At 66.1% G+C, this 26451-nt stretch carries 30 protein-coding genes; 16 read left to right on the forward strand and 14 right to left on the reverse strand.

All coding sequences use genetic code 11. The annotated features are described in order from the left end of the window. The first annotated feature begins 84 nt into the window (after positions 1–84). The 3 genes from pdxH to SH584_RS05520 are packed head-to-tail and all read left to right on the forward strand — an operon-like array spanning position 85 to position 2395. A complete protein-coding gene (gene pdxH, locus SH584_RS05510) occupies positions 85–663 on the forward strand; it encodes a pyridoxamine 5'-phosphate oxidase (protein WP_324809206.1) in 579 nt (192 codons plus the stop codon). Then, entirely contained in the window at positions 660–1610 is a 951-nt protein-coding gene (locus tag SH584_RS05515; RefSeq protein ID WP_324809208.1) for a cation diffusion facilitator family transporter, read from the forward strand. The genes pdxH and SH584_RS05515 overlap by 4 nt, the downstream gene beginning before the upstream one ends. Then, the gene (locus SH584_RS05520; RefSeq protein ID WP_324809210.1) at positions 1607–2395 is read left to right on the forward strand and encodes a PhzF family phenazine biosynthesis protein; all 789 of its coding nucleotides are present in this window, start codon (positions 1607–1609) and stop codon (positions 2393–2395) included. The genes SH584_RS05515 and SH584_RS05520 overlap by 4 nt, the downstream gene beginning before the upstream one ends. Here SH584_RS05520 and SH584_RS05525 read toward each other — a convergent pair. Continuing rightward, on the reverse strand, positions 2392–2886 hold the full coding sequence (locus SH584_RS05525) for an FKBP-type peptidyl-prolyl cis-trans isomerase (protein ID WP_324809212.1): 495 nt from the start codon (positions 2884–2886) through the stop codon (positions 2392–2394). The two genes, SH584_RS05520 and SH584_RS05525, sit on opposite strands and share 4 nt — an antisense overlap. 28 nt (positions 2887–2914) lie before the next feature. Further along, positions 2915–4027, reverse strand: coding sequence for a tRNA 2-thiouridine(34) synthase MnmA (mnmA, locus tag SH584_RS05530; RefSeq protein WP_324809214.1), 1113 nt, complete (start codon positions 4025–4027; stop codon positions 2915–2917). A 75-nt stretch (positions 4028–4102) separates the two neighbouring features. Here mnmA and SH584_RS05535 point away from each other — a divergent pair, with 75 nt between their 5' ends. From SH584_RS05535 to SH584_RS05545, 3 genes are all read left to right on the forward strand, one after another. Beyond that, on the forward strand, positions 4103–4333 hold the full coding sequence (locus SH584_RS05535) for a hypothetical protein (protein WP_322842173.1): 231 nt from the start codon (positions 4103–4105) through the stop codon (positions 4331–4333). 93 nt (positions 4334–4426) lie between these two features. After that, positions 4427–4726: a CtrA inhibitor SciP gene (sciP, locus tag SH584_RS05540; RefSeq protein ID WP_322842172.1), complete on the forward strand. Its 300-nt coding sequence runs from the start codon at positions 4427–4429 to the stop codon at positions 4724–4726. Between the two features lie 221 nt (positions 4727–4947). Beyond that, the gene (locus SH584_RS05545; RefSeq protein ID WP_322842171.1) at positions 4948–5217 is read left to right on the forward strand and encodes a GlsB/YeaQ/YmgE family stress response membrane protein; all 270 of its coding nucleotides are present in this window, start codon (positions 4948–4950) and stop codon (positions 5215–5217) included. A gap of 60 nt (positions 5218–5277) precedes the next feature. On the opposite strand, the gene SH584_RS05550 is transcribed toward SH584_RS05545, so the two are convergent. Continuing rightward, complete coding sequence (locus SH584_RS05550) at positions 5278–6006, reverse strand: SIMPL domain-containing protein (RefSeq protein WP_324809217.1); 729 nt, start codon at positions 6004–6006, stop codon at positions 5278–5280. Positions 6007–6098: 92 nt separating this feature from the next. Then, positions 6099–6359, reverse strand: coding sequence for a GlsB/YeaQ/YmgE family stress response membrane protein (locus SH584_RS05555; protein WP_322842169.1), 261 nt, complete (start codon positions 6357–6359; stop codon positions 6099–6101). Between the two features lie 223 nt (positions 6360–6582). Here SH584_RS05555 and SH584_RS05560 point away from each other — a divergent pair, with 223 nt between their 5' ends. From SH584_RS05560 to SH584_RS05575, 4 genes are all read left to right on the forward strand, one after another. Beyond that, the gene (locus SH584_RS05560; protein ID WP_324809220.1) at positions 6583–7761 is read left to right on the forward strand and encodes an efflux RND transporter periplasmic adaptor subunit; all 1179 of its coding nucleotides are present in this window, start codon (positions 6583–6585) and stop codon (positions 7759–7761) included. A 28-nt stretch (positions 7762–7789) separates the two neighbouring features. After that, positions 7790–10951, forward strand: a complete 3162-nt coding sequence (locus SH584_RS05565) for an efflux RND transporter permease subunit (RefSeq protein ID WP_324809221.1) — start codon at positions 7790–7792, stop codon at positions 10949–10951. Between the two features lie 91 nt (positions 10952–11042). Next, a complete protein-coding gene (locus SH584_RS05570; protein WP_324809223.1) occupies positions 11043–12245 on the forward strand; it encodes a DUF445 domain-containing protein in 1203 nt (400 codons plus the stop codon). A 57-nt stretch (positions 12246–12302) separates the two neighbouring features. Further along, on the forward strand, positions 12303–13646 hold the full coding sequence (locus tag SH584_RS05575; protein ID WP_324809225.1) for a metal-dependent hydrolase family protein: 1344 nt from the start codon (positions 12303–12305) through the stop codon (positions 13644–13646). A 35-nt stretch (positions 13647–13681) separates the two neighbouring features. On the opposite strand, the gene murA is transcribed toward SH584_RS05575, so the two are convergent. From murA to SH584_RS05590, 3 genes are all read right to left on the reverse strand, one after another. Beyond that, a complete protein-coding gene (gene murA / locus SH584_RS05580; RefSeq protein ID WP_324809227.1) occupies positions 13682–14965 on the reverse strand; it encodes a UDP-N-acetylglucosamine 1-carboxyvinyltransferase in 1284 nt (427 codons plus the stop codon). Between the two features lie 48 nt (positions 14966–15013). Then, positions 15014–15370, reverse strand: coding sequence for an ATP-dependent Clp protease adapter ClpS (clpS, locus tag SH584_RS05585; protein ID WP_324809229.1), 357 nt, complete (start codon positions 15368–15370; stop codon positions 15014–15016). Between the two features lie 135 nt (positions 15371–15505). After that, complete coding sequence (locus tag SH584_RS05590) at positions 15506–16243, reverse strand: phasin family protein (protein WP_324809231.1); 738 nt, start codon at positions 16241–16243, stop codon at positions 15506–15508. Positions 16244–16372: 129 nt separating this feature from the next. Between SH584_RS05590 and gmk the strand changes: the two genes are divergently transcribed. Next, the gene (gene gmk, locus SH584_RS05595) at positions 16373–17035 is read left to right on the forward strand and encodes a guanylate kinase (protein ID WP_324809233.1); all 663 of its coding nucleotides are present in this window, start codon (positions 16373–16375) and stop codon (positions 17033–17035) included. On the opposite strand, the gene SH584_RS05600 is transcribed toward gmk, so the two are convergent. From SH584_RS05600 to SH584_RS05625, 6 genes are read right to left on the reverse strand one after another with little or no spacing between them, the layout of a single operon-like run. Continuing rightward, positions 17021–17716, reverse strand: coding sequence for an ATP12 family chaperone protein (locus SH584_RS05600; RefSeq protein WP_324809235.1), 696 nt, complete (start codon positions 17714–17716; stop codon positions 17021–17023). The genes gmk and SH584_RS05600 overlap by 15 nt on opposite strands. Continuing rightward, complete coding sequence (locus SH584_RS05605; RefSeq protein ID WP_322842159.1) at positions 17713–17925, reverse strand: hypothetical protein; 213 nt, start codon at positions 17923–17925, stop codon at positions 17713–17715. Before SH584_RS05605 ends, SH584_RS05600 begins: the two co-directional genes overlap by 4 nt. Further along, positions 17925–18584, reverse strand: coding sequence for an HAD-IA family hydrolase (locus tag SH584_RS05610; RefSeq protein WP_322842158.1), 660 nt, complete (start codon positions 18582–18584; stop codon positions 17925–17927). The genes SH584_RS05605 and SH584_RS05610 overlap by 1 nt, the downstream gene beginning before the upstream one ends. Continuing rightward, entirely contained in the window at positions 18581–19759 is a 1179-nt protein-coding gene (locus SH584_RS05615; RefSeq protein ID WP_324809239.1) for an RluA family pseudouridine synthase, read from the reverse strand. Before SH584_RS05615 ends, SH584_RS05610 begins: the two co-directional genes overlap by 4 nt. Positions 19760–19767: 8 nt before the next feature. After that, entirely contained in the window at positions 19768–20151 is a 384-nt protein-coding gene (locus SH584_RS05620; protein WP_324809241.1) for a ribose-phosphate pyrophosphokinase, read from the reverse strand. A gap of 2 nt (positions 20152–20153) precedes the next feature. Next, positions 20154–20756: a DUF4893 domain-containing protein gene (locus tag SH584_RS05625; protein WP_324809243.1), complete on the reverse strand. Its 603-nt coding sequence runs from the start codon at positions 20754–20756 to the stop codon at positions 20154–20156. A 180-nt stretch (positions 20757–20936) separates the two neighbouring features. On the opposite strand from SH584_RS05625, the gene rarD reads away from it, so the two are divergent. Genes rarD through SH584_RS05640 form a run of 3 tightly spaced genes read left to right on the forward strand, consistent with a single transcriptional unit; the run spans position 20937 to position 22702 of the window. Further along, positions 20937–21863: an EamA family transporter RarD gene (gene rarD / locus SH584_RS05630; protein WP_324809245.1), complete on the forward strand. Its 927-nt coding sequence runs from the start codon at positions 20937–20939 to the stop codon at positions 21861–21863. 24 nt (positions 21864–21887) lie between these two features. Beyond that, entirely contained in the window at positions 21888–22109 is a 222-nt protein-coding gene (locus tag SH584_RS05635) for a hypothetical protein (protein WP_322842153.1), read from the forward strand. A gap of 26 nt (positions 22110–22135) precedes the next feature. Next, positions 22136–22702, forward strand: a complete 567-nt coding sequence (locus tag SH584_RS05640; RefSeq protein ID WP_324809488.1) for a YdeI/OmpD-associated family protein — start codon at positions 22136–22138, stop codon at positions 22700–22702. A gap of 37 nt (positions 22703–22739) precedes the next feature. On the opposite strand, the gene SH584_RS05645 is transcribed toward SH584_RS05640, so the two are convergent. Continuing rightward, positions 22740–24473, reverse strand: coding sequence for a PHA/PHB synthase family protein (locus SH584_RS05645; protein WP_324809247.1), 1734 nt, complete (start codon positions 24471–24473; stop codon positions 22740–22742). A gap of 83 nt (positions 24474–24556) precedes the next feature. Here SH584_RS05645 and SH584_RS05650 point away from each other — a divergent pair, with 83 nt between their 5' ends. Continuing rightward, positions 24557–25177, forward strand: a complete 621-nt coding sequence (locus SH584_RS05650) for a trimeric intracellular cation channel family protein (RefSeq protein ID WP_322842151.1) — start codon at positions 24557–24559, stop codon at positions 25175–25177. Between the two features lie 40 nt (positions 25178–25217). Beyond that, positions 25218–26396: an LL-diaminopimelate aminotransferase gene (locus SH584_RS05655; protein ID WP_324809249.1), complete on the forward strand. Its 1179-nt coding sequence runs from the start codon at positions 25218–25220 to the stop codon at positions 26394–26396. Positions 26397–26451 lie beyond the last annotated feature (55 nt).

Below are 26451 nucleotides of genomic sequence, written 5' to 3' on the forward strand. Positions count from 1 at the left end.
TGACGGCCTCCGTTTCGGGATGGGGAGCGCTCACGTCAAGCGCCACCGCTCGACAGACGCGCGCCGACGCGGCAAAGCGCGGCGATGGCCGACGATCCCTTTGTGATGTTCGAAGACTGGTTCGCCGAAGCGAAGGCCGCCGAGCTCTGCTTCCCGGAAGCGGTCGCCGTCGCGACATCGACCCCCGACGGCCGGCCGTCGGTGCGGATGGTCCTGATGAAGGACCACGGCACGGACGGCTTCACCTTCTTCACGCACGGCGACAGCCGCAAGGGCAGCGAGCTTGCCGCCAATCCGCACGCTTCGCTGCTGTTCCACTGGAAATCGTTGATGCGCCAGGTGCGGATCGACGGGCGCGTCGAGGAAGTGAGTGCGGCGGAGTCGGAAGCCTATTTCGCGACGCGGAGCCGCGAGTCGCAACTAGGCGCGGTTGCGTCCCGCCAGTCGCGACCGCTCGCCAGCCGCGAACAGTTCGAGCGCGAATATGCCGAGGCTGCCGCGCGTTTCGAGGGCAAGGCGGTCGACAAGCCCGGGCGCTGGACCGGATTTCGCGTGATCCCCGAGAAGATCGAATTCTGGCAGGACCGGCCATTCCGCCTGCACGACCGCCTGCTGTTCGTCCGCGATGGCGAGGGGTGGACGCAAAGCCTGCTCTATCCATGAGCGGCGGACATTCGCACCAGCATGTCCACGGCGAGCATCGCGCCTCGCTGACCAATCGTGCCGCGATCGCCAGCATTTCGATGGCGCTGTTTCTCGTCGTGCTGAAAATCTACGCCGCGTGGGCGACCGGATCGGTGGCGATGCTCGGCAGCCTGGCCGACACCGCGCTCGACCTCATCGCCAGCATCATCACCTTCCTTGGCGTCCGCTGGGCGGCGATGCCCGCCGACAGCGAGCATCGCTTCGGCCACGGCAAGGCCGAAGCGCTGGCCGCGCTGGTGCAGGTCATCCTGATCTCGGTGTCCGCGCTGGGGATCGCGATCCGCGCGGTCGACCGGCTCAACGACGATACCCCGACGCAGGGGTTCGAGGCGGGGATCGGCGTGTCGCTGATCGCCATGGTCGCGACGGTCGCGCTGCTGGCGTATCAGCGCCATGTCATCAAGCGCACCAATTCGGTCGCAATTACGACCGACCATGTCCACTACCAGTCGGACGTGCTGCTCAACGTGTCGGTCATCGCCGCGCTCAGCCTCGATCAATTGTTCGGCTGGCGGCTGGCCGATCCGCTGTTCGGGATCGCGATTGCCGCGTGGCTCTTTTACGGCGCGTTCCGCGCAGCGAGCGATGCCGTCGACCAGTTGATGGACCGCGAATGGGGCGAGGCCGAGCGCGCAGAATTCCTCGCCGCAGCGCGTGAATATCCCGAGCTGACCGGCCTGCACGACCTGCGGACGCGATCGTCGGGCGTCTACAAGTTCGTCCAGTTCCACGCGTGGGTGCCGGGCGACTGGTCGCTCAAGGAGGCGCATGACCGGCTCGAGGCCTGCGAGCATGCCTTGCGCGATCGCTTCCCCGGGACCGAGATCCTGATCCACCTCGACCCGATCGGCCACACCGACCGCGAGACGATCCTTCCCAGCCACATGACCGAGAAGGCCGAATGAGCACCTCGCTGCCCTTCTTCCAGGTCGACGCCTTCGCGTCGGCGCCGTTTACCGGCAATCCCGCCGCGGTAATGCCGCTCGACCACTGGCTCGACGATGCCACGATGCAGGCGATCGCCGCCGAGAATAATCTGAGCGAGACCGCCTTCACCGTTCCATCGACATCGCACGAGGTCGACTACGATTTGCGCTGGTTCACGCCGACGGTCGAGGTCGACCTGTGCGGCCACGCGACGCTGGCGTCGGCGCATATCCTGATCAAGGGCGATCGAGTGCGCTTCTCGACGCGATCGGGCGTGCTGGCGGTGACGCGCGGCGAGGACGGGCTGCTCAATCTTGACCTGCCTGCCTATCCGGTGGTCGAGGGCGAGGAAGAGGGGTTGCTCGACGCACTGGGCGTGACCGGGCCGATCTTCCTGTCGCGCGGGGGTAACGGGGCCGCGATCGTGCTGCTGTCCGACGAGGCTGCGGTCCGCGCCGTGTCACCCGATTTCACGAAGCTCCGTAAGATAGACCGGCTGGTGATCGTCACGGCACCGGGCGACGACCACGCCGTCGCAAGCCGCGTGTTCGCCGCCTATCACGGCATCGACGAGGACCCGGTCACCGGTAGCGCCCATGCCGCGCTGACGCCCTTCTGGGCCGACCGGCTAGGCCGCAATCGCTTTACGGCGCTGCAAGCCAGCGCGCGCACCGGCGTGATCGAGTGCGAGCATCAGGGCGAACGTGTTGTCCTGGGCGGACGCGCGGTCACCGTCATCGAAGGCTATTTCCAGATCGCCTAACCCTGCGGCGTCGTCGTCGTCGTCGTCGCTGCGGGCGTCACGCTGTGCAGGATCATCCGGAAACGGAGCACGCTGTTGGGTGGGATCGGTCCCGACTGGCGCTCGCCATAGCCGAGCGCGGGCGGGATCCACACGATCCAGTCGTCGCCCGGGCGCATCAGCTTCAACGCCTCGGTAAAGCCGGGAACGAAGTCGCCGACGCCGCCGGTGAGCGGTTCGCCGCGCGCGATGCTGCTGTCGAAGGTCGTGCCGTCGGTCAGCTTGCCTTCGTAGTCGAAGGTGACGGTATCGCCGTCGACCGGTGCGCGGCCAGTTTTCGGTCCCGACTTGAGCACGAAATATTGGAGGCCGCCCGGGGTCGTGACCACGCGCTTCACCGCCGCGTTGCGCGCGAGGAAGTCGGGTCCGGCCGGCGTCATCGGCTCCTTGGGAGCGGTGGCGCAAGCGGACAGGAGGAGCAGCGGGGCGGCAAGCGCGAGGATCATTTTCATGGAAAACAGTCCTAGCGCCTTTTTCGAATCAGGCAGCAGCTTTTTCGATCTCGCGCGCGGCCTCGGTCTCGACGATCGTTCCCCCGCCGAGCAGGCGGTCGCCATCGTAGAATACCGCCGATTGGCCCGGCGCGACGCCATATTCGGGATTGGCGAAGGTCAGCCAAGATCCGTCCCAGCGGGCCGGGACCGGCCGAGCGAGACTGCGCACCTTGGCTTCAACATCGACCTGATCCTCGGCGAGCCAGTTGATCCCCTCGACCCGCGCCCCGCCGACCGCGAGCGCGGAGCGTGGACCGACGACGAGCTGCCGCGCGTTCGGATCGATCCGCACGACGTACAGCGGCTCGGCCTGCCCGCCGATCTCGATTCCGCGGCGCTGGCCGACGGTGAAGTGAACGACGCCCTGGTGCTGGCCGAGCAGGGTGCCGTCCAGGTGGACGATCTCGCCCGGGGCGGCGGTTTCGGGACGCAGCTTCTTTACGAGGCTGGCATAGTCGCCGTTGGGGACGAAGCAGATGTCCTGGCTGTCGGGCTTGTCGGCGACAATCAGACCCTCCTCGCTTGCCAGCCGCCGGACCTCACTCTTTGGCAGATTTCCGAGCGGGAAACGGAGGAAATCGAGCTGGTCGGCGGTGGTACCGTAGAGGAAATAGCTCTGGTCGCGCGCGGGGTCGCGGCCCTTCCACAGTTCGACGCGGCCGTCCCGCTCGACCCGGCGGACATAATGGCCGGTCGCAAGGCAGGTCGCGCCGAGTTCGCGCGCAAAGGCGATCAGGTCGACGAACTTCACGCCCTGGTTGCACAGCGAGCAGGGCACCGGGGTCCGGCCCGCCGCATATTCGTCGGCGAAGCGGTCGATCACGCCGGTGCGGAACCGGCTTTCATAGTCGAGCACGTAATGCGCGATGCCGAGGCGGTCGCATACGGTCTTGGCATCGTAGATGTCCTGTCCCGCGCAGCAGGCGCCCGGGCGACGGGCGGCTTCGCCATGGTCGTAGAGCTGGAGCGTGACGCCGATCACTTCGGCGCCGGTGCGCGCGGCGAGCGCGGCGACGACCGATGAATCGACCCCGCCGGACATGGCGACGACGATTCGCGCCGTTTCGGCGCCATTTGGCAGGTCGAACGTGGGGGACATGGAGCGGGTCTTTACCTGAAATTCACCCTGTCCGGCTAGACCACCTTCCAACGACCATGGTTCGAGGGACGAAGATTGGCACGGCACGACGGACAATTGACGGCAGCGGGGGAAGCCCCGTTCGACATCAAGGACTGGCTTGACCTGATGGCCGCGACGTCCGCGGACCGGTCACAGGACCGCGGCGACGCGATCGCCTGTTTCCTGGCGTCCGGCGAGGGGTGGAAGAGCGCGCGGAGTACGCTTCGCGGCCGCTTTTCGACCAGCGCGGCAGCGACAGGGTTAATGAGCGGTAAGGACAAATGAAGGCGAAGGTTACCTTCGGGGTTCAGACCTTCGCAATGGCCTTCGGTTAAATACTGGCCATCGACTGACGATTAACACGGCTGAGGTTTTGGTATGCTTGAGAATCAGAAAATTCGTCCCGCGCAGGTCATTGGACCGCTTGGCGAACCGCTGACGCTCGACTCGCTTCCGCCAGCCGGAACGACCCGCTGGGTCGTGCGCCGCAAGGCCGAAGTGGTGGCCGCGGTCGCGGGTGGTTTGCTGACCGTCGACGAGGCCTGCCAGCGTTACACGCTGAGCCTTGAAGAATTCACCGGATGGCAGCGCGCGGTCGATCGGTCGGGAATGCCCGGCCTGCGTGTCACCCGCATCAAACATTATCGCGATCAGTACGAGCGCCAGCAGCGCTACTGAACCTACTGTAATCGCGTCGCAATCTTCAAAGGGCTCCGTCTTTGGCGGGGCCCTTTCGCGTTGCTGCGTGCCTCAGGGCTGGACAGGTCGCTACTTTGCCGGAACAACATTGGTGCATCGCGCGTCTTTGATGCCGGAAGGCGTCCCGCGAACAGGGTCCCACTAAGGCCGTTGCTTTGGTGGGTGTTCGTACAAGGGGGGCCGCGAACAGGAGGAACGCAATGACCCTTATCCTTATCATCATCGTCGGTGGTATTCTTGGCTGGCTCGCCAGCATCGTAATGCGCACCGATGGCCAGCAGGGTATCCTGCTCAACGTCGTTGTCGGCATCGTCGGCGCTCTGCTCGGCGGTTTCCTGCTTGCACCGCTGCTTGGCGGCGGTTCGATCACCACCGGCGACTTCTCGCTGCCGAACCTGCTGATCTCGCTGCTTGGCGCGATTATCCTGCTCGCGATCGTGAACCTGGTTCGCCGCGGCAGCGTTCGCTAAGCGAACGACAAGCTGAAAAATTGGGGCCGTCCGGATCGTCCGGGCGGCCCCTTTTTTTGCCTATTGCAGTTCAAAGCTCATCGAGACGTTCGCCTGCACTTCCTGGACACCCGGATCGATTTCGGTCTTCGCGACCCTCGATCCCTGCGCGATGACCGCGTCGGCCGCATAAGGCATCGGCGGCGGCACGTAGGCGCCGCTTTCGCTGACCGACAGGATCCGGACCACCCGCTTGCCTAGGGCCCGCGCATAAAGCTCGGCCCGCGCGCGGCCAGCCGCGATCGCCTTCACCCGCGCTTCGTCATAGGCGGCTTCGGGCTTGTCGATCGTCAGGTTGGGGCCGTTGATCTGGTTCGCCCCCTCGGCCACCAGCGCGTCGAGCACGGTGCCGGTGCGCTTCAAGTCGCGAAACTTCACGTTGACGCTGTTCGTCGCGCGATAGCCGGTCAGCGCGGGCGGCTGGTTTTCGGCATAGCGATATTCGGGGCTCAGGCTGATCGACGACGTCTGGATATCGCGATCGGCGATCCCTGCGCGGCGAAGCGCGGCGCGAACCCGCTCCATCCGGGTGGCATTTTCTTCAATCGCCGCGGTGGCGGTCGGGCGGAGCGTCTGCACCCCCGCGGTGATGACGGCGACGTCGGGAACGCGGCTGACCTCGCCGCGCGCGTTGACGTCGAGACGGGTGCCGGCAAGCGAGGGCACGCCGACCACCGCGGTCTGCGCGGTCGCGACCGCCGGCAGGCTCACGCTTCCCAGCGCCGCGAGTGCGATCAGGGATTTCATCATCTCAATCTCCTTTTACGGACCAACAAAAAGGCCACCGCCGCCGCCCGGATGGCGGATCGGCGATGGCCTCAAAATGAACGGCGAACCGTTGCTTAGCGGCGGCGAAGCACCAGCCGGTAGATCAGCAGCAACAGGAAGGCACCGACGATCGCGGCAATGAAGCCGGCGGCTTCGCCCTCGTCATACCAACCGACCATCTTGCCGAGGAAACCGGCCAGCAGGGCGCCGGCAATGCCGAGCAGGATGGTGATGATGCAGCCGCCCGGATCCTTGCCCGGCATCAGCAGCTTGGCGATCGCACCGGCAATGAGGCCGATCACGATCCATCCGATAATTCCGTAACTTTCGATCATCCCCTTCGCGCTCCCTTACATTTGTCGAATAGGCCCCTGTTGGACCATGGTCGTTGCAGTTTGGCAACAACGCGCTTCGGCAGGACCAGTGCCGCCGTTCGTAGAAAAGCGCTTCACACCGGCGCCGGCTATCTGCAGTTGCCTGTAGTGCCTTATTTGGGTAACACAGTTTCGGCAGACAGCTGTCGGATCCACGGACATGAATGATGAGAGAATGCGGCCAATGAACCGGGAAACCACTTTCGCAAGTTCCGACACGCTGGTCGTGGTCGATCGGTCGAATCGTCGGCGCAACATCATCATCGCGGCCTTGATCGTCGTCGCGGCGCTCGCGGCGGCGTGGTTCCTGTTCGGCAAGGGTGACGATCCCGCCGCGACCGCCGGCGCAGGCCAGGGCGGACGCCGCGGCCAGATTCCGACCGTGTCGATCATCGTTCCGGGACAAAGCCAAGTCGGCCGCACGCTGACCGCCTCGGGCGCGCTGGCCGCGCGTCGCGACCAGCCGGTCGGTGTCGCGGGCGAAGGCGGCCTCGTCCGCGCCGTCACCGTCGATGCTGGCAGCTGGGTCCGCCAGGGCCAGGTGCTCGCCAGCGTCGATCGCTCGGTGCAGACCCAGACCGCCGCCCAGCTCGGCGCGTCGATCCAGGTCGCGCGCGCCGACGCCGCTCTTGCCCAGAACGAATATGAGCGCAGCGCTTCGCTCGTCGGTCGCGGCTTCGTGTCGAAGGCCGATCTCGATCGTAAGCGCGCCGCGCGCGACGCCGCCAACGCCCGCGTCCGCGTCGCCGAAGCGCAGCTTGGCGCCGCTCGTGCGCAAATCGGTCGTCTCGACATCCGCGCGCCCACCAGCGGCCTGATCCTCGCCCGCAATGTCGAAGTCGGTCAGGTCATTTCGGCCGGATCGCCCGCGCTGTTCCGCCTTGCTAGCGGCGGCGATTTTGAAATGCGCGCGCAGATGTCGCAGCAGGATTTGGCCTTCGTCCGCGAGGGGATGCCGGCTTCGGTCACGCCGATCGGCTCGACCCGCGCCTTCTCCGGCCGCGTGTGGCAGGTGTCTCCGATCATCGACCCGACCAGCCGCCAGGGCGAGGTTCGGATTTCGGTTCCCTATGACGCCAGCCTTCGTCCGGGCGGGTTCGCGGAGGCCAAGATTGCCGCCGGCGCGACCACCGCCCCGCTGCTTCCGCAGAGCGCGGTGCTGAGCGACGAGAAAGGCAATTACGTCTTCATCATCAACGCCAAGAACGAGGTCGAACGCCGCGACATCCGCATCGGAAGCGTCGGCGACCAGGGCGTGACCATCGCGCAGGGCCTGTCGGGCCAGGAGCAGGTCGTGCTGTCGGCCGGTCCGTTCCTCAACCCCGGCCAGAAGGTTGCGCCGCGCCGCCAGGCAGCGCGTTGACGCCCACGATTGAGCGAAAGCTGACCCCATGAATTTTCGTAATATCTCATCGTGGTGCATCCAGAACCCGGTGCCGCCGATCGTCCTGTTCATCGGGCTAATGCTCGCGGGGATCGTCGCCTTCATGGGGATGGAGGTCAATAACAACCCGGACATCGATTTCCCGGCGGCCAACGTCAACATCTCGCAGCCCGGCGCCGCGCCGACCGAGATGGAGAACCAGATCACGCAAAAGGTCGAGGCCGCGATTCGCAGCGTCGACGGCGTTGACGAGATCAACAGCTCGGTCCGCGAGGGCAACAGCAACACCTTCGTCCAGTTCGAGATCGGCACCCCGACCGACCGCGCGGTCAACGACGTTCGCGACGCGGTCACGCAGATCCGCGGCGACCTGCCCGAAGGCATCCTCGAGCCGCAGATCAGCCGCGAAGACATCAGCGGCGATCCGATCCTGTTCGTCGCCGCCGAAACCACCGACATGACGCTGGAACAGCTCAGCTGGTATGTCGACAACACCGTGTCACGCCGCCTGCTGGGCGTCGAGGGCGTCGCCGCGGTCAGCCGCGAGGGCGGCGTCGATCGCACCATCCGCGTCATCCTCGACCCCGCCGCGCTCCAGGCGCAGGGAATCACCGCCGCGTCGGTCAATGCGCAGCTTCGCCAGACCAACCTCAATGCCGCAGGCGGCCGCGCCGAGATCGCGGGCTCCGAGCAGGCGGTCCGCGTGCTCGGCAATGCCGCCAATGCCTACGACCTGTCGCAGACTCAGATTGCCGTCCCGGGCGGCCGCACCGTTCGCCTGGCCGACCTTGGCGAGGTCAAGGACGCCTATTCCGAGCAGCGCACCATCGCGAAGATGAACGGCCGCCAGGTCATCAGCTTCAACGTCCAGCGCTCGAAGGGCTCGTCCGAGGTTACCGCCTATGACGACGCCTGGGCAGAGCTTCGCAAGATCGAGAAGGAGGATCCGCGGATCCGCTTCGTCGAGATTATCAACCAGGTCGACTACACCAAGGAACAGTATCACTCGGCGATGATGGGCCTGATCGAGGGCGCGGTCCTCGCGGTTCTCGTGGTGTTCCTGTTCCTTCGCGACTTCCGCGCGACACTGATCGCGGCGATCGCGATCCCGCTGTCGGCCATCCCCGCCTTCTGGTTCATGAGCCTGATGGGCATCACCCTCAACGGCCTGTCGCTGCTCGCGCTTAGCCTGGTCGCGGGGGTGCTCGTCGATGACGCGATCGTGGAGATTGAGAACATCGTCCGGCACATGCGCATGGGCAAGACCGCCTATCAGGCGTCGATGGACGCGGCCGACGAAATCGGCCTCGCGGTCGTCGCGACCACCATGGCGATCGTCGCGGTGTTCCTGCCCGTCGCGCTGATGCCGGGCATCTCGGGCCAATTCTTCAAGAGCTTCGGCTACACCGTCGTCATCGCGGTGCTGATGAGCCTGTTCGTCGCGCGCATGATCACGCCATTGATTGCCGCTTATTTCCTGAAGGCCCACGGCATCCAGGAACATGCCGGCGGCAAGGGGATGGAGAAGTATCTCGGCATCCTGCGCTGGAGCCTCGATACCTCCAAGGCAGAAAATTACCGCCGCGAGCATCCGGGCAAGATGAGCGCCGTCTGGTCGCTGACGAAGGACCACCGCTTTGCGATGGTGCTCGCCGGGATCGGCGCGTTCGTCCTTCAGGGCGTGCTGTTCGCGACGCTGTCGATGTCGTTCCAGCCGCCGGTCAACGTCGACTTCAGCCGCGTCCGCATCGGCATGCCGCCGGGCACGACGCTGGAGCAGACCGCCGCCGTTGCCGACCGCGCCGCGGAGATCATCGAAAAGGATCCGTCGGTCGACCGCGTCTTCCAGCGCATCTTCGTCGGATCGGGCTTCCTCAACATCGTGCTGAAGAAGGACCGCGAAGTCACCTCGACCGAGTTCGAGCGCAACCTTGCCCCGCAGGTGTCGGCCATCGCCGACGCGCAGGTGAACTTCATCAGCCAGGCTGGTGGCGGTCCGGGCGGCGGCGGGCGCGACATGACGCTCTACCTCGGCAGCGACAATCCCGAACTGCTGATGGCGACTGCGAACAAGATCGTCGACGAGATGACCCCGCTCAGCCAGCTTCGCGCCCCGCGCGTGCAGGGTGATCTGGTGCGTCCGGAAATCACGATCGCGCCGCGCTTCGACCTGGCCGCCGACCTCGGCGTCACGACGACCGCGCTCAGCCAGACGATCCGCATCGCGACGCTGGGCGACATTGCGCAGAACAGCGCAAAGTTCTCGCTGGCCGATCGCCAGGTGCCGATCACCGTCTCGCTGCCCGAAAGCTCGCGCAAGGATCTCGCCACGCTCGAGAATCTGCCGGTGCCGACGTCGAGTGGCGGCTCGGTGCCGCTGAAATCGGTCGCCGAGATCGGCTTCGGCTCGGGTCCGACGACGGTCCAGCGGACCGACCAGATCCGCCGCATCGCGATCGGCGCCGACCTGTCGCCGGGCCTGGTGTCGGGCGACGTGTGGCCGCTGATCAACAACCTGCCGACGGTCAAGAATCTGCCCGACGGCGTCCAGAAGCTCGAGCTTGGCGACAGCAAGTGGCAGGCCGAACTGCTCTACTACTTCGCGATCGCGCTGGGATCGGGCGTGCTGCTGGTGTTCGCGGTCCTCGTGCTGCTCTACCGCCGCTTCCTGTCGCCGCTGGTCAACATGGGCTCGCTGCTGCTCGCTCCGCTCGGCGCAGCGATTGCACTTCACCTGACCGGCAACCCGATCTCGCTGCCGGTGCTGATCGGCATCCTGATGCTGTTCGGGATCGTCGCCAAGAACTCGATCCTGCTGGTCGACTTCGCGGTCGAGATGATGGGGCACGGCGTCGAGAAAAACGAGGCGATCGTCGAAGCGGGCCACAAGCGCGCGCAGCCGATCGTCATGACGACGGTGGCGATGGTCGCGGGCATGGTTCCGATCGCGCTGTCGCTCAGCGGCGACGGCAGCTGGCGCGCGCCGATGGGCGTGACCGTGATCGGTGGCCTGCTGTTCTCGACCTTGCTGACGCTGCTGCTGGTCCCCGCCTTCTTCTCGATCGCGATCGACATCGAGACGTGGTTGGGCTCGAAGTTCAGCAAGCTCGTCGACAATGGCGAGCCGCACAAGCCGATGGACGAGCCGGTTCCCGAACCCGCGGAGTGACATCGGCGTCGGCGAAGCTAAGGTGGCCGCGATGACCGCGCGGCCACCAGCACTCTCCCGATTCAATCCTTCCCAGCCCGGCGCTGCCGGCATGAAGGCTGCCGCGACCGGCCTGCTCGTCGCGATGGCGGGCGTCTTCATCGTCGCTCGAATCTACGAGCCCGCCTATCCCTGGGTCGGGTTCGTCAAGGCGTTCGCCGAAGCGGCGATGGTCGGCGGGCTGGCCGATTGGTTCGCGGTGACTGCCTTGTTCCGCCACCCGCTCGGCCTTCCGATCCCCCACACCGCGATCATCCCGCGCAACAAGGATCGCATCGGCGAGACGCTGGCGAACTTCCTGCAGACCAATTTCCTGATTGCGCCCGTGGTGGCGCGACGGATGCGCCACATCGACCTGGCGGGCGCGGCGGGCCGTTTCCTGCAGGCACCACAGGGCGAGGAAACGCGGATCAGACGCGGGGCAAGCCGCCTCATTGCCGACCTGTTCGAAGGACTCGACGACGAGCGGCTTGGTGGGCTCGTCAAAAGCTCGATCGCCAATCGTATCCGCTCGATGGAGGTGTCTCCCTTGCTCGGCCACGCGCTTGCGTCGGCGATCAACGAAGACCGCCACGTGCCGATGCTCGAGGCCGCGATCCGCTGGACCGCGCGCGCGCTCGACGCAAACGAAGGCCTGATTCGCGAAATGGTGCACAAACGCGCCAACTGGGTGCTCAAGCTTGCCGGACTCGATGCCAAGCTTGGCGATGCGATCATCGACGGCCTGCGCAAGCTCAGCGTCGACATGCAGGCCGATCCCGCGCACCCGGTGCGGGTCAAGATCGAACAGGCGCTAGCCGACCTCGCCAACGACCTTCAGACCAAGCCCGAAACGCGCGAGCGGGTCGAGGCGATGAAGGTCGAGCTGCTCGACAACAAGTCGGTTTCGTTGTGGCTCGATACGCTGTGGCAGAAGGGGCGTGAGGCGATCATCCGCGCCGCGCGCAATCCCGATGCGGCGATGGCGGGCAAGCTTGGCGACGTGCTGAAATCGATGGGCGCAAGCCTCGATACCGACGCGTCGATGAAGCGCGCGATCAACCAGTTCGCCCGGCGCGCGGTGGCCGGCATGGCGGCAAGCTATGGCGGGTCGATCGTCAAGCTGGTCAGCGAGACGATTCGCGGCTGGGACGCGCGCACGATCACCGACCGGCTGGAGAGCGCGGTCGGGCGCGATCTTCAGTATATCCGGATCAACGGCACGCTCGTCGGCGGCCTGGTCGGCCTCACGCTGCACGCCCTCGACACGCTGTAGTTGCGCCGCGCGAACGCCGCGCTACGCTCCGCCACATATCATCTCGGGGGGAATTTTATGATCAAGACCTTGCTTGCGTCGGCCGCGCTGACGATCGCCGCGCCTGTCGTCGCGCAGACCGCCGCGGCGCCCGCCCCTGCCCCTGCCCCTGCCGTCACCGTCATCCACGCTGGCAGCTTGTTGGCGGAGCCGGGCAAGGCCCCGCGCCGCAATGTCAGCATCGTCGTGCGAGGGCGCACCATCGCCGAAGTCCGCGACGGCTTCATCGACACTCCCGGCGCTCGCGTGGTCGATCTTCGTGGCGCGACCGTGCTGCCCGGCCTGATTGACAGCCACGTCCACTTCAACGGGCTCGACGACCGGCTTCAATCGCGATTGCAGGCGCCGTTTCGCGACAATGAGGATGAGGCGTTCACCGCGCTGCTCAACGCTCGCAAGACGCTGCTTGCGGGCTTCACCACCGTTCGCGACCTTGGCGGCGACGCGCGCACGATCCTGTCGCTGCGCGATGCGATCGAGGCCGGGCAATTCGCCGGGCCGACGATCGCCAGCGCGGCGGATATGGTGTCGGTCGGCGGCGGGCACGGCGACGTCAACGGCCTCAACCGCGACCTCACCGACATCTACAAGCCGCGCGCGACCAACGTCTGCAACGGCCCGGACGATTGCCGCCGCGCGGTTCGGGCGCAAATCAGCGCGGGCGCGGACGTGATCAAGTTCGCCGCGACCGGCGGCGTGCTGTCGAACGTTCCCGGCGGCCTCAACCAGCAGATGATGGACGACGAAATGCGCGCCGTGGTTACGACCGCCCGCACCTTCGGCCGCAAGGTCGCCGCCCATGCGCACGGCGTGGAGGGCGTCAATGCCGCCCTTCGCGCCGGGGTCAATTCGATCGAGCACGGCACCTTCACCAACGAAGAGAGCTTCCGCCTCTACAAGCAGACCGGCGCTTACTACGTGCCGACGCTGCTCGCCCCAGCGGCCGCACTCGCCGACGGGCAACGCGGCGCGCTGACGCCGGCCCAGTTCGAAAAAGCGCGCGCCGCCGCGGGCAATGCCGAGAAGAGCTTTGCCGAGGCGCACCGGCGCGGCGTAAAGATCGCGTTCGGCACCGACACCGGGGTCAGCCCGCACGGCCGCAATGCCGAGGAGTTCGCGCTGATGGTCCGGAACGGCATGAGCCCCGCGCAGGCGATCCGCACGGCAACGGTCGACGCCGCCGACCTGCTCGGCGTGTCGGCGAAGGTGGGGACGATCGAGCCGGGCAAGGACGCCGATATCATCGCGGTGGACGGCGACCCGACGCAGAATGTCCGCCTGCTCGAATCGGTTGGCTTCGTGATGAAAGCGGGCCGCGTTCACAAGCAAGGCGGCGCGCGGCAACTGACCGAGGTCGACTGACCGTACCACCCGGAGGGGCTGTCCGGCGGGCAGCCCTATCCGGCGGAAACGCGCTCGATCGTCGCTCCGACGCCCTGCAGCTTTTCCTCGAGCCGCTCGTACCCGCGGTCGAGGTGGTAGACCCGCAGCACTTCGGTCTCGCCTTCGGCGCATAGCCCGGCAAGCACGAGGCTCATCGACGCACGAAGGTCGGTGGCCATCACTTGCGCGCCGGTCATCGACTTGACCCCGTGGACGATCGCGGAGCGCCCGCGCACGTCGATCTCGGCGCCCATGCGGCGAAGCTCGGGGACGTGCATGTAGCGGTTCTCGAAGATCGTTTCCTCAAGGAAGCTTTCGCCTTCCGCGCGGCACAGCATCGCCATGAATTGCGCCTGCATGTCGGTCGGGAACCCCGGATAGGGAGCGGTCGAAATCGCCAGCGGCTTGAGCGGGCGATCGGCGGTCACTTTGATGCCGTCGTCGGTCATCTCGATCAGCAGGCCAGCCGCCGCCAGGGCGTTGGTGATCGCCAGCATGTCCGCTGGTCGAGCCCCGACCAGCTCGATCGATCCACCGGTGATCCCGGCGGCGCAGGCATAGCTCCCCGCCTCGATCCGGTCGGGCATGACGGCGTAGGTGCAGCCGTCGAGCCCTTCGACCCCGTCGACGATCAGGTGCGACGAACCGATTCCTTCGATCTTCGCGCCCATCGCCACCAGCAGGTTGCACAGATCGACGATCTCGGGCTCGCGCGCCGCGTTGAAGAATTGGCTGCGGCCGCTGGCGAGGACCGCGGCCATCAGCACGTTCTCGGTCGCGCCGACCGACACGACCGGGAAGGTATAATCGCCGCCGGTCAGGCGTCCCTTGGGCGCGCTCGCCTTCACATAGCCGGCCGCCAGTTCGATGTCGGCGCCAATGGCTTCGAGAGCCTTCAAGTGAAGGTCGATCGGGCGATCACCGATCGCGCAGCCGCCCGGAAGCGACACGGTCGACTCGCCCGCTCGCGCCAGCATCGGCCCGAGCACCAGGATCGACGCGCGCATCTTGCGGACCATATCGTACGGCGCGACGGTCGACGCGATCTCGCGCGCGCTGAGCGTCATTCGGCGACCATATTCGCCTTTCTTGACGCCGGCGACCTTGGTCGAGGCGCCGAGGCCATTGAGAAGATGTGAGAAATTGTCGACGTCGGCGAGACGCGGAAGGTTGGTCAGCGTCAGCTTGTCGGCCGTCAGCAGCGCGCAGGGAAGCAGCGTCAATGCGCTGTTCTTGGCGCCCGAAATGGGAATGCGGCCTTCGAGGCGCTTGCCGCCCTTGATGCGAATGGAGTCCATCGTCCGCGCCTAAGTGGAACGCGGTCCGCTTTCAAGTGAGCGAGCTTGTCAGGCCTTTTCGAGCGTCGCCTGAAGCGGGTGCTGGTTCTCACGCGCGAAGTCGATCACCTGACTGACCTTGGTCTCGGCGACCTCGTAGGTAAAGACGCCGCATACGCCGACGCCCTTCTGATGAACCTGGAGCATGACGCGGGTCGCGTCCTCGATTCCCATCGAGAAATAGCGCTGCAGGATCAGCACAACGAATTCCATCGGCGTGTAGTCGTCGTTGAGCAGCAGAACTTTATACTGACTGGGCTTCTTGGTCCGCGGCTTGGTGCGCGTGACGACGCCGATCTCGACATCGTCGATACCGTCGCCCTGCCCCGGCTCGTCACCGGCATTGAGAATCACGTCGCTGATCATGCTGCTTGTCCGAATATGGCATCGCGCCGACCGGCTGCAAGCGCCGACGAAGAAAAGCACGCGCCCAAATGAAAGCGGCCGCCCCCTCACGAGGAGGAAGCGGCCGCGAACTTGGTTGCCCTGGGAGAGGGAGAGTTAGGCAACCAGGTCGTTCATGCGCTCGGCATTGACGCTGGCGCGGTTCTGAAGCGGCTGGGCCGCTTCGCCGGCCAGCTTCACGACGCGCTCGGTCAGCTGCGAGCTCTGCGCAACCATGCGGTCGAACGAGGCGCGGACCAGTTCCGACTGGATCTGGAAGAATTCGGTCGGCGACTTGGCTTCGGCCAGCGTCTTGAACGCGTCTGAAGCCTGCTCGATGCCGTCACGGCTCGACGACAGGACGTCCTGGCCGATCGAACGCGCGCCGGTGGCGGCGATACGGCCGGCTTCGACAATCGCTTCGACGTTCGCCTTGGCGATGTCGGTCATTTCTTCGGCCACCTTCTGGGTCTTGCCGACCAGCTGCTGGCCACGGTCGCCGGCATCGCCGAGGACGTTCTGGAACTTGTCGGCGGCCGGGAACTGGAAGCCGGCGAAGAGCGAGTTGAAATCATAAGCCATGGTCTTGGTCCTTTCGATGGGGGCAGCGGCCGCTTCGACGGTCGCCTTGCTCACGCGACGAGCGGTCTTCGCTGCGCGCTTGTTGTTCTTGGTCACCGCTTCGACGACCTTGGCCGATGCCTTGCGAGCACGGCGGGCGCGAACGGCCTTCGCCGGTGCCTGCGCTGCCTTCTTGGCGGTCTGCTCGACGGCAGTCGCGGCAGCCTTCAGCGGCGCGGTCGCCTTGTCGATGGTCGATTCGATCACGGTGTCGTTCTTGATTTCGTCAGCCACGGTAAACTCCTGTTTGTTGCATTGCACAATACGCATCTGCGGCGAAGGTTTCAAGGTTTTTTGTGCGTTGCAGCATAAAACCGATTTGCCGTCCTTGACGCGCGGCGCGAAGGCGGGGCAAGTGCCGCCATGGCCGACCCCACTTCCGCCCCGTCCGCTCGCCGCCGTCGCGGGCTTCTCATTGTCCTTTCTTCGCCGTCAGGCGCGGGCAAGTCGACGATCAGCCGGATGCTGTTGGAGGCCGACGATCACGTCACCATGTCGGTTAGCGCTACGACCCGGCCGAGCCGTCCGGGCGAAGTCGAAGGGCGCGACTATCATTTCGTCGACGCGGACGAATTCCAGCGGATGATCGCCGACGGCGAGTTTGCCGAATGGGCGCCGGTGTTCGACCATCATTACGGAAGCCCGCAGGCGCCGATCAAGGCGGCGCTGAAGGAAGGCCGCGACGTCCTGTTCGACATCGACTGGCAGGGCACGCAGCAGCTACACGCCGCGATGGGCGAGGACCTCGTCCGCGTATTCATCCTGCCGCCGTCGATGGCTGAATTGCAACGCCGGCTGGAATCGCGCGGCACCGACAGCGCAGAGGTCATTGCCGGCCGCATGCGCCGCGCCGCGGGCGAAATCAGCCACTGGGCCGAATATGATTATGTCCTGATCAACGAGGACAGCGAAGCCTGCCTTGCCGACGTGCACGCGATCCTTGCGGCCGAGCGGCTCAAGCGGTGGCGTCAGGCGGGACTGGTGACGTTCGTCCGCGACCTCGTCGCCGGATCAGCCGCGCAATAGTTCGAGAAACTTGGCGGCGCTGAGGAAGGCTTCCCGCCGTCCTTCTTCCGCCGCCGCGGCGTCGGCATCGACGCCCCATTGTTCGGCCTGCCACGCGACATCCAGCCCCACTGCATCCCAGGCAGCATCGGGCGCGATCGCCTTTTCATACAACGCCAGCGCCGCGACCAGCGACCCGCCGATCGTGACCACCGGTTGTAGCCCTGCAAGCTGATAGGGTCCCAGCGAGGCGACCGCGGCGGACAGCCGGCGGATCGTTTCTTCCGGCTGCGACACGGGCATGATTCCGGTCACCGGCGTGAACGCGACGTCGAACCGCTGCCGGGCCCAATCGAGCAACGGATCCCACGCCGCCGCCTGCCGGGCGACAAGTGCACGGGGCATGTCGGCGCGGTAGAGCAAAAGGTCGCTTTGAGCGTAGGCCGACAGGTCGTCGGCAAAACGCTGGGGGTCCGCGGCCACGCGATCGATCGCGGCGTTGGCGAGCCCGGTGAAAGGCATCGCGCGCGGATCAATCGTCTCCCCGCAATCGCGCCACTCGGCGGCGACCGCCTCCGCCAACGCGGGCGTCGGCAGCACCAGCCGCTCACGCGCGGGCGTTCGAACCGGTCGGCCGTCGAGGTTTACTCCCCATCCGCCGTCGAGCGACTCAAGCTCGACCGTCGTCCAGAAGCGCTTCATTCGTCCCAGCTGCGCTTGAGATAACGACCGATCAGCACCGCCTCGATCGCACCGGTAATCGCCAATATCCCGCCAAGCAGCGGCCAGCCACCCGGCTTCAAGATGTCTGTAAACGCGATGGCAGTGCCGATCAGGAACAGCAGCACCCCCGCGATCCGAAGCGCGGCGAAGACCCGGAACCGGCGGCGCCATTCAATCTCGTCGTTCATCACGCCCCGCCCGTCATCCGTTCGGCGATGTCCGCAACCTCGGTGGGCAGGGACGCGATCGCGTCGGCCCCGCCTTTGGTCAATTCGTCGGCATCCTGATAGCCCCAGACGACACCGATCGCGCCGACGCCGGCGCCGCGCGCGCAGCCCATGTCCCACGCGGTGTCGCCGATCATCACCGTCCGCTCAGGCACCGCTCCTGCCTCGATCATTGCCGACAGCGCCATCGACGGATGTGGCTTTGAGGGGTGATCGTCACTGGTCTGAAGCGAGACGAAACGCGCGTGGAGGCCGTGATGCTCGAGGCAATGGCGAAGGCCGCGCATCGACTTGCCGGTCGCCACCGCCAGCTGCCAGCCGTCGCCCTCCATCCGATCGAGCAGGTCGACGATGCCGTCGTAGAGCGGCTCCTCGACCTCGCCCGATCCGCGCATGGCGATGAACGCCTGCTTGTAGGTCTCGGACAATGCGTGATGGTCATGCTCGGGGGCCAATTCGCTCATCACTTCGCCCAAGCTGCGGCCGATCAGCCGGCGCGTCACCTGCTCGGGCGGCGGCTCGAGGCCGTGCGCGACGAAGGCGCGGCAGAGCGCGGTGCGGATCGTGGCGCCGCTGTCGACCAGCGTGCCGTCGCAATCGAAAATCGCCAGCCGGGTCACGGGCGGCGGGGCTTGGTCGGCTTCGATGGGCGCGCGGGCCGGCCCGACTTGGTCGGCTTGCCCGCCGGCGGTCCACCACGTCCGCGACGCTCGCCCTTGCGGGCCTTGCGCGCGGTCTTGGCGGCGGCGGCAACGCGCTTCGCCTTGGTTTCGGGCAGCTTCGCAGGGTCAGGATTGTCAAGCGGCATCATGTCGCCCGCCATCGCCTCGAACCCAAGCGTCGCCAGGCTTTCGGCAAAGTGCGAGGGAAGCTCGGCGGTCTGGTCGATCGGCTTTCCGTCGACCCCGTCGATCCGCAGGCGCCGCGCGTGCAGGTGCATCTTGCGGCTGATCCCGCCGGTCAGAAATGCTTCGGCCCCGCCATATTTGGCGTCGCCGACAATCGGGTGGCCGATCGCCGCCATGTGCGCGCGAAGCTGATGCGTGCGGCCGGTCATCGGCTGAAGTTCGACCCAGGCGGCGCGGTTGCCCGCGCGATCGATCAGACGATAGCGGGTGCGCGCCGGCAGTCCGTTCTCCTCGTCGACGTGCATTTTTTCGCCGCCGGTTCCCGGCTGCTTGGCGAGCGGCGCGTCGATCACGCCTTCATCCGCCGAGGGGACGCCGGTGATCAGCGCCCAATAGACCTTGCGCGCGGTGCGGCCCGAAAAGCTCTTGGCGAAATGCCCCGCCGCCCGCGCCGATCGCGCGACGAGCAGGACGCCCGACGTGTCCTTGTCGAGCCGGTGCACGAGCTTCGGACGATTGCCTTCGTCATCGGCCAGGCCGTCGAGCAGGCGATCGAGATGCTGGACGGTCTTGGTCCCGCCCTGCGTGGCGAGGCCCGGCGGCTTGTTGAGCACGAACCAGTCGCGGCCCTTGGCCATGACCATTTCCTGCACGTAAGCGGCTTCGTCAGCGGTCAGCGGCTCGACAATCCGTTGCGGCCGGGCACCGGGCCCTTCGGCGGGCGCTGGCTCGGCCGGCGGCACGCGAAGGACCATGCCCGTAGTCAGCCGGTCGCCTGGGGTCGCGCGCTTGCCGTCGACGCGTAGCTGCCCCGTCCGCGCCCAGCGCGAGACGGTGTTGAAGCTGGTGTCGGAAAGGTGGCGCTTGAACCATCGGTCGAGACGGATTCCGTCGTCGTCTTCGCCGACCGTGAAGGTCCTGACGGTATCGCTGGGAGGGGCAGTCATGCGGCCCCTTAGCCCGAAGCGCCCTCCGGCGCCATTGCCCAATAGTCGAACGCCGCCTGCTGCAGCCGCGCCACCAGCTTCGCCGCCGTCGGATCTTCCCACGATCCGCGATGATCGTGCGCCGCCGCGCCATCGGCCCACCAGCCTTGCCCTGGCAGCCCATCGCTCTGGCGGACGACGAGCACCGCCAGTTCGGGCTCCCCCCGCTCCTGCGCCTCGCGATCGACCGCCGCCAACGTCTTGCACAGCGCGCGCATCTTCGGCCGCGAAAAGGAATGGCCGAGCCGTTCGAGCATTTCCGAATAGGTCAGCGCATGGCCTGCGGATGCCGCAGCGACGAGGTGGGCGCGCACTTCGGCCGGGTCGGCGATACCGCCCGGACCGTCGCCCACAATCACTTGGGCTGTTCGGCGACCGGGGTCAGTTCGAACACGTCGAGCCGTGCGCCGTTCTGCGGATAGGGGATAACCAGCCGCCACACGAACGGACCAATCCGCTCGAACACACCCGCCATGTCGCGCTTTGGATCGTCGCCATAGGCGCGCGCTTCCTCTTCGCTGCCCAGCGCGAGCGTGCCGAGGAAGATCATGCGATTGGGATTGTCGTCTTCCCACAAGCGTCCTGCTGGTCGCTGGCTGCCGGTCTGCTTGACGATCGTGAACAGGTTTCCCTCGACCTCGACGTAACAGAAGAAGGGTTTGAATTTCTGGAAGGCGGGGCCCTTGCCGCCTTGTCGGCCGAGCGTGACGACGCGGCAACTATAACTGCCCGGCGTCGGCGCCGGGCGCGCCTGCGCCGCATCGGGATCGAGCAGGCGACCTTCGGCGGTAATCTCGGCGCGGTGGCCGCGGGCGCGCGCCTCGGCGAGGCCGCTCGACCAGCCCGTCGCCACTCGCCGGATTTTGGCGAGGTCGGCCTGGCTGGCGATGCCTTGCCAGATGTCCGCCTTGGTCCGCACGTCGGCGGTCACGACCGGACGCTTCGTCTCGGGCGTCACGCACCCGGCCACCGCAAGGGCAAGCGCCAAGGGAATGAGCGACCCACAACGTCTCAAGCGAACGACTCCAATCCTGTCCTACGATCGGCCAAGGGTGGCCTAATGGCGCGCCCCGTTCAACCAACGAAAGGTTAACTGCGTCGATTGACGGCGCGCTGTCAGTCGCTAGGCGCATCATCCGTGAACGATCCCCGCCCCCTGCCGCCGACCGACACGGCCGCCCGCACGATGCGCGCGGGGCTGCTCTATGGCCTCGTCGCCTACGTGTTGTGGGGCGTCATGCCGATCTACTTCAAGCAGATCCAGGCCGTCCCCGCGGTCGACATCGTCGCGCACCGCATCGTCTGGTCGCTGCTCATGCTGGCGGGGCTGCTGACCGTTGTTCGCGCATGGAGCGAGGTTCGCGCTGCCCTGCAGAATCGTCGCACGGTGCTGATCCTGTGCGCGACCTCGGTGCTGATCGCCGCCAACTGGCTGGCCTACGTTTACGCCATCAACAGCGGGCATATCCTGGCGGGGAGCCTCGGCTACTATCTCAACCCGCTTGCCAACATCCTGCTCGGCCGTTTCGTGCTGAAGGAGCCGCTATCGCGTTTGCAGTGGCTCGCGGTGGCCATCGCCGCGGCGGGAATCGCGGTGCTCGCGGCCGGCGCGGTCGATACGCTGTGGCTGAGCATGATCCTGTGCATCAGCTTTGCGAGCTACGGCCTGCTCCGCAAAATCGTGAAGGTCGATTCGCTCGCCGGCCTGTCGATCGAGACGGCGCTGCTGTTCCCGTTCGCGATCGGCTGGCTGCTCCTGGGCGGTGCCGCCGGTCGTCCCTTGATCGGATCGTCGAATGCCGAGACTTGGTTGCTGGTGGCGTCTGGGATCGTATCGACCATCCCTTTGCTCAGCTTTACCGCGGCGGCGCGGCGTCTGCCTTATTCGACCGTTGGCATCCTGCAGTTCATCGCCCCGACGCTGCAATTCCTGCTTGCCGTCGCGATCTACGACGAGCCGTTCACGCGCGCCCACGCCATAGCATTCGGCGCGATCTGGACGGCGATGGCGCTCTATATCGTGTCGATGATCGACACCCGCCGACGCGCCGCCCTTGCGTCCTAGGCCGCGACACGCCACCTTCGCGTCATGTTGAACATCGTCTCGCTCATCATCGGGGTCGTCGCGCTGCTTTGTGCCGCGGTGGCCTTCATTCCGCTGCTCGGCTGGGCGAACTGGCTGATCATCCCGCTCGCTGTCGTCGGCGCAGGTATCGGCGCTGTGTCCAACAGCAACGCCGGCCGCAACCTGAACCTGTTCGTCATCGTCGTCGGCATCATCCGCCTGATGATTGGCGGGGGCATCATCTGACGCGCGATCCGCGCATCGATGCCTACATCGCGAAGGCCGCCTCCTTCGCGAACCCGATCCTGACCCGGATCCGCGAGCAGGTTCACGCCGCCGTTCCGGAGGTCGAGGAAACGCTCAAGTGGGGCGCGCCGGCGTTCACGCTGGATGGCAAGATTCTGCTGATCATGGCCGCGTTCAAGGCGCATGCCGCCATCAATTTCTGGCGCGGGCAGGAGATTGGAGAGGGTGATGCCAAGGCCGACGCCATGGGGCAGTTCGGCAAGCTGCGCAGCGTCGATGACCTGCCGAGCGAGGCCGAATTCGCCTCATTGCTCAAGGAAGCGGTGGCGCTGGTTTCGAGTGCTCCGGCGCCGCGCAAGACCAAGCATCAGCCGAAAGCGGCGACCGAGGTCCATCCTGACTTTCTGACAGCTCTAGAAGCAAATCCCGCAGCGAAGGCCGCCCTCGACAGCTTCTCAGCCTCTGCCCGGCGCGACTATGTCGACTGGATCGCGGAGGCGAAGCAGGATGCGACCCGCGCCAAGCGCATCGCGACCGCGGTCGAATGGCTCACCGACGGAAAGAAGCGGCACTGGAAGTACGAAAAATGCTGATGCTACGGCGTTGGCATTTGCCATTCGCAACTAATGCCTATCGCGTGCGAACGTAGCGCCCCGGCGCATCCTCAATCGCCTTCTTCTTGCCCTCGCCCGGCACTCGGGCGCCGGTCGCCTTCAGCGTCTTGGGACCGCGACCCTTCAGCCATTCGATCCAATCGGGCCACCAGCTGCCCTTGTGCTCGCTCGCGCCGGCGACGAACTCGTCGAGGCTCGCGGCTTCGCCCTCGTTGGTCCAGTATTGATATTTGCCCGCGGCGGGTGGGTTGACCACGCCGGCGATATGGCCCGACCCGGCCAGCACGAAGCGCTTCGGTCCGCTCAGGATCCGCATCAGTTTCCAGACGCTGGCCGACGGCGCGATATGATCCTCGCGCCCTGCCTGGATGTAGGCCGGCGTCTCGATCTTCGTCAGGTCGATCGGCACGCCCAGCACCTCGATCGCGCCCGGCTTCACCAGCAGATTGTCGCGATATAGCCGCTGCAGATAGTCGCGGTGCCACGCGCCGGGCAGGTTGGTGACGTCGCCGTTCCAGTGGAGCAGGTCGAACGGCGGCGGGTCGTTGCCCATCAGGTAATTGTTGACGACGTAATTCCAGATGAGGTCGCGCCCGCGCAGCAGGTTGAACGTCGCCGCCATCACCCGGCCGTCGAGGACTCCGGTCTCCGCGGTCAGCTTCTGCAGCGTTGCCATCGTCTCGTCGCCGAGGAACAGCTTGAGATCGCCCGCCTCCTCGAAATCGACCTGAGCGGTGAAGAAGGTCGCGCTGGCGACCTTGGACGCTTCGCCCTTCGCCGCGAGGTAGGCGAGCGTCGCGGCGAGCGTCGTGCCCGCGACGCAATAGCCGATGGTGTGGACCGCCTCGACGCCGAGGACGTCGCGGATGACGTCGATTGCCTCGATCTGTGCAGCGACATAATCATCCTGGCTGATGTCGGCGATGCTTTCGTCGGCCGACTTCCAGCTGACCATGAACAGGCTGATGCCCTGGTCGACCGTCCAGCGGACGAAGCTTTTTTCGGGCGTGAGGTCGAGGATGTAGAAACGGTTGATCCAAGGTGGGAAGATCACCAGCGGCGTTTCCACCACCTCGTCGGTGGTCGGCGCATAGTGGATCAGCTGGAACAGCTTGGTCTCGTGGATCACCTTGCCCGGCGTGGTGGCGAGGTTACGGCCGAGTTCGAACGCGCCTTCGGGGCTCTGGCTGACCTGTCCGCGCGCGACGTCGGACAGCATGTTCTTCAGGCCCGCGAGCAAATTCTCGCCCTTGGTCTCGATCGTCCGCTTCATCACGTCGGGATTGGTCGCCATGAAGTTGGCCGGGCTCATCGCATCGACGAAGCCCTTGGTGGCGAAGCGCAGGCGATTACGCGCCGCCTCGTCCAGACCCTCGATCTCCTCCACCGTCCCAAGCAATTTGTCGGAGATGGCGAGGTAGGATTGGCGGACCGTGTCGAAGATCGGGCTGTCGCGCCACTCGGGACTGCCGAAACGGCGATCGCGCGCCTCGCCCGCATTGGCGAACTGGCCGAGCATCTGGCTCCACGATTCCAGCCCCTTCGACCACGCCTCCGCGCCAGCACTCATCCACTGCATCGGATCGGTCGGCGCGGCGGCGGGCGACAGGCCCAGCCCCGGCATCGCGCTGCCCTTCGCCAGATTGTCGGCCCATGCCTCCATGATCATCTGGTTGGCGCGCGCCATGACCAGCGCCCAATGCTGCCAGTCGTCGAGGGTTGGAATGCTGGTGTCGGGAGTGTCGGTCATGTCATCCTTACTAGCCGTTCGCGCGGAGCCTGTCGAAAGGACGGGCCTTCGACAATCCCGCGACCAACGTTTAGGGCGGCCCGATGACCCCGCCCGCCCTGCTTCCCGATGCGCTCGTCCTGCTCGATTATGTCGGGATCGCCGTGTTCGCGGTGTCGGGCGCGCTGCTCGCGGCGGAGAAGAAGCAGACGCTGGTCACCTTCATCTTCTTCGCGGTGGTCACCGGCGTCGGTGGCGGCACGCTGCGCGACCTGTTGATCGGCGCCCCGGTCTTCTGGGTCGGGACCAACGCCACGCTGCTGATCTGCATCGGCGCGGCGATCGGGGTGTGGTTCCTGTCGCGCAAGGTCATCGCCGACCGGGCCCTGCTGTGGTTCGACGCGATCGGGCTGGCCGCCTACTCGACCTACGGCGCGGCCAAGGCGCTCAATTATGGCGTCGCGCCGGTGCCGGCGTTTGCGATGGGCGTGATGACGGCCTGCGTCGGCGGCATCATCCGCGACGTGCTGGCGGGCGAGCCGTCGATCCTGATGCGGCCTGAACTCTATGTCACCGCAGCTGCCCTCGCCTCGGGACTATTCGTCGGGCTGACGCTGGCCGGAGCGCCGCCTGCCCTCGCCGCGCTGGTCGCAGGGCTCGCCGGATTCAGCCTGCGCGGCGCCGCGATTGCGCGTGGTCTCAGCCTGCCGGCGTACGACCGCTAGGCCCCTTGCCGCACCGCACAATCGCCGTCACAACCGGGCGATGACCGACGATTTCTACCGCATCCAACGCCTTCCGCCCTACGTCTTTGCGGAGGTCAACGCGATGAAGGCGGCCGCCCGGGCGCGCGGCGAGGACATCGTCGACCTGGGCATGGGCAATCCCGACGGCGCGCCGCCGCCGCACGTCATCGCCAAGCTGGCCGAGGTCGCGGCGAAGCCGACCGCGCATCGTTATTCGGCGTCGAAGGGCATTCCCGGCCTCCGCCGCGCGCAGGCCGCTTATTACAAGCGCCGGTTCAACGTCGACTTAGACCCCGACAGCGAAATCATCGTCACGCTCGGCAGCAAGGAAGGGCTCGCCAATCTGGCACAGGCGATCACCGCGCCGGGCGATGTCGTCCTCACTCCGAACCCAAGCTACCCGATCCATCACTTCGGCTTCATCATCGCCGGCGCCGCGATCCGTTCGATCCCCGCCGTTCCCGGCCCGGACTTCTTCGACCGGCTCGAACGGGCGATGCGCTATACCGTGCCGCGTCCCAAGGTTCTGGTGATCGGCTATCCTAGCAATCCGACTGCCGAAGTCGTCGACGTCGCTTTCTACGAGAAGCTGGTCGCGTTCGCGCGCGAAGCGGGGCTGATCGTCATTTCCGACCTCGCCTATGCCGAGATCTATTTCGGCGACACGCCAACCCCGTCGATCCTTCAGGTCGACGGCGCGAAGGAGGTCGCGGTTGAGTTCACCTCCATATCGAAGACCTATTCGATGGCCGGCTGGCGGATCGGCTTCGCGGTCGGCAATGCCCGGCTGATCGGCGCGCTGACGCGGGTAAAGAGCTACCTCGACTATGGCGCCTTCACCCCGATTCAGGCCGCCGCGACCGCGGCATTGAACGGCCCGCAGGATATCGTTGCCGCGAACCGCGCGCTCTACAAAAAGCGCCGCGACGTCATGGTCGAAAGCTTTGGCCGCGCCGGGTGGGACATTCCGGTGCCGCAGGCGAGCATGTTCGCCTGGGCTCCAATCCCGGAGCCGTTCCGTCACTTGAGAAGCATGGAGTTCGCCAAGCGTCTGCTCACCGACGCGCAGGTCGCGGTCGCCCCGGGTGTTGGCTTCGGCGAGGAAGGAGAAGGCTTCGTCAGGCTCGCACTGGTCGAGAACGAGCAGCGGCTTCGCCAAGCGGCGCGTGGCATCAAACGGGTGCTGTCGAAGCCCTGATCGTTAACCTGCCGTCGACGAATTATCGACGAGCCGTTTCCCGGTGCTGCCGCAC

It is taken from the genome of Sphingomonas sp. LY29 (assembly GCF_035593985.1).
Lineage (GTDB): Bacteria > Pseudomonadota > Alphaproteobacteria > Sphingomonadales > Sphingomonadaceae > Sphingomicrobium.

Bases quoted from the DNA above. Each gene is read 5' to 3' on its own strand.
- mnmA (WP_324809214.1), bottom strand. From the start codon at position 4,027: ATGTCCCCCACGTTCGACCTGCCAAATGGCGCCGAAACGGCGCGAATC.
- clpS (WP_324809229.1), bottom strand. From the start codon at position 15,370: ATGATCAGCGACGTGATTCTCAATGCCGGTGACGAGCCGGGGCAGGGC.
- SH584_RS05560 (WP_324809220.1), top strand. From the start codon at position 6,583: ATGAACCGGGAAACCACTTTCGCAAGTTCCGACACGCTGGTCGTGGTC.
- SH584_RS05650 (WP_322842151.1), top strand. From the start codon at position 24,557: ATGACCCCGCCCGCCCTGCTTCCCGATGCGCTCGTCCTGCTCGATTAT.
- murA (WP_324809227.1), bottom strand. From the start codon at position 14,965: ATGGACTCCATTCGCATCAAGGGCGGCAAGCGCCTCGAAGGCCGCATT.
- SH584_RS05615 (WP_324809239.1), bottom strand. From the start codon at position 19,759: ATGACTGCCCCTCCCAGCGATACCGTCAGGACCTTCACGGTCGGCGAA.
- pdxH (WP_324809206.1), top strand. From the start codon at position 85: ATGGCCGACGATCCCTTTGTGATGTTCGAAGACTGGTTCGCCGAAGCG.
- gmk (WP_324809233.1), top strand. From the start codon at position 16,373: ATGGCCGACCCCACTTCCGCCCCGTCCGCTCGCCGCCGTCGCGGGCTT.
- SH584_RS05655 (WP_324809249.1), top strand. From the start codon at position 25,218: ATGACCGACGATTTCTACCGCATCCAACGCCTTCCGCCCTACGTCTTT.
- SH584_RS05600 (WP_324809235.1), bottom strand. From the start codon at position 17,716: ATGAAGCGCTTCTGGACGACGGTCGAGCTTGAGTCGCTCGACGGCGGA.
- SH584_RS05515 (WP_324809208.1), top strand. From the start codon at position 660: ATGAGCGGCGGACATTCGCACCAGCATGTCCACGGCGAGCATCGCGCC.
- SH584_RS05635 (WP_322842153.1), top strand. From the start codon at position 21,888: ATGTTGAACATCGTCTCGCTCATCATCGGGGTCGTCGCGCTGCTTTGT.
- SH584_RS05575 (WP_324809225.1), top strand. From the start codon at position 12,303: ATGATCAAGACCTTGCTTGCGTCGGCCGCGCTGACGATCGCCGCGCCT.
- SH584_RS05605 (WP_322842159.1), bottom strand. From the start codon at position 17,925: ATGAACGACGAGATTGAATGGCGCCGCCGGTTCCGGGTCTTCGCCGCG.
- SH584_RS05550 (WP_324809217.1), bottom strand. From the start codon at position 6,006: ATGATGAAATCCCTGATCGCACTCGCGGCGCTGGGAAGCGTGAGCCTG.
- SH584_RS05570 (WP_324809223.1), top strand. From the start codon at position 11,043: ATGAAGGCTGCCGCGACCGGCCTGCTCGTCGCGATGGCGGGCGTCTTC.
- SH584_RS05545 (WP_322842171.1), top strand. From the start codon at position 4,948: ATGACCCTTATCCTTATCATCATCGTCGGTGGTATTCTTGGCTGGCTC.
- SH584_RS05525 (WP_324809212.1), bottom strand. From the start codon at position 2,886: ATGAAAATGATCCTCGCGCTTGCCGCCCCGCTGCTCCTCCTGTCCGCT.
- SH584_RS05520 (WP_324809210.1), top strand. From the start codon at position 1,607: ATGAGCACCTCGCTGCCCTTCTTCCAGGTCGACGCCTTCGCGTCGGCG.
- sciP (WP_322842172.1), top strand. From the start codon at position 4,427: ATGCTTGAGAATCAGAAAATTCGTCCCGCGCAGGTCATTGGACCGCTT.
- SH584_RS05565 (WP_324809221.1), top strand. From the start codon at position 7,790: ATGAATTTTCGTAATATCTCATCGTGGTGCATCCAGAACCCGGTGCCG.
- SH584_RS05645 (WP_324809247.1), bottom strand. From the start codon at position 24,473: ATGACCGACACTCCCGACACCAGCATTCCAACCCTCGACGACTGGCAG.
- SH584_RS05555 (WP_322842169.1), bottom strand. From the start codon at position 6,359: ATGATCGAAAGTTACGGAATTATCGGATGGATCGTGATCGGCCTCATT.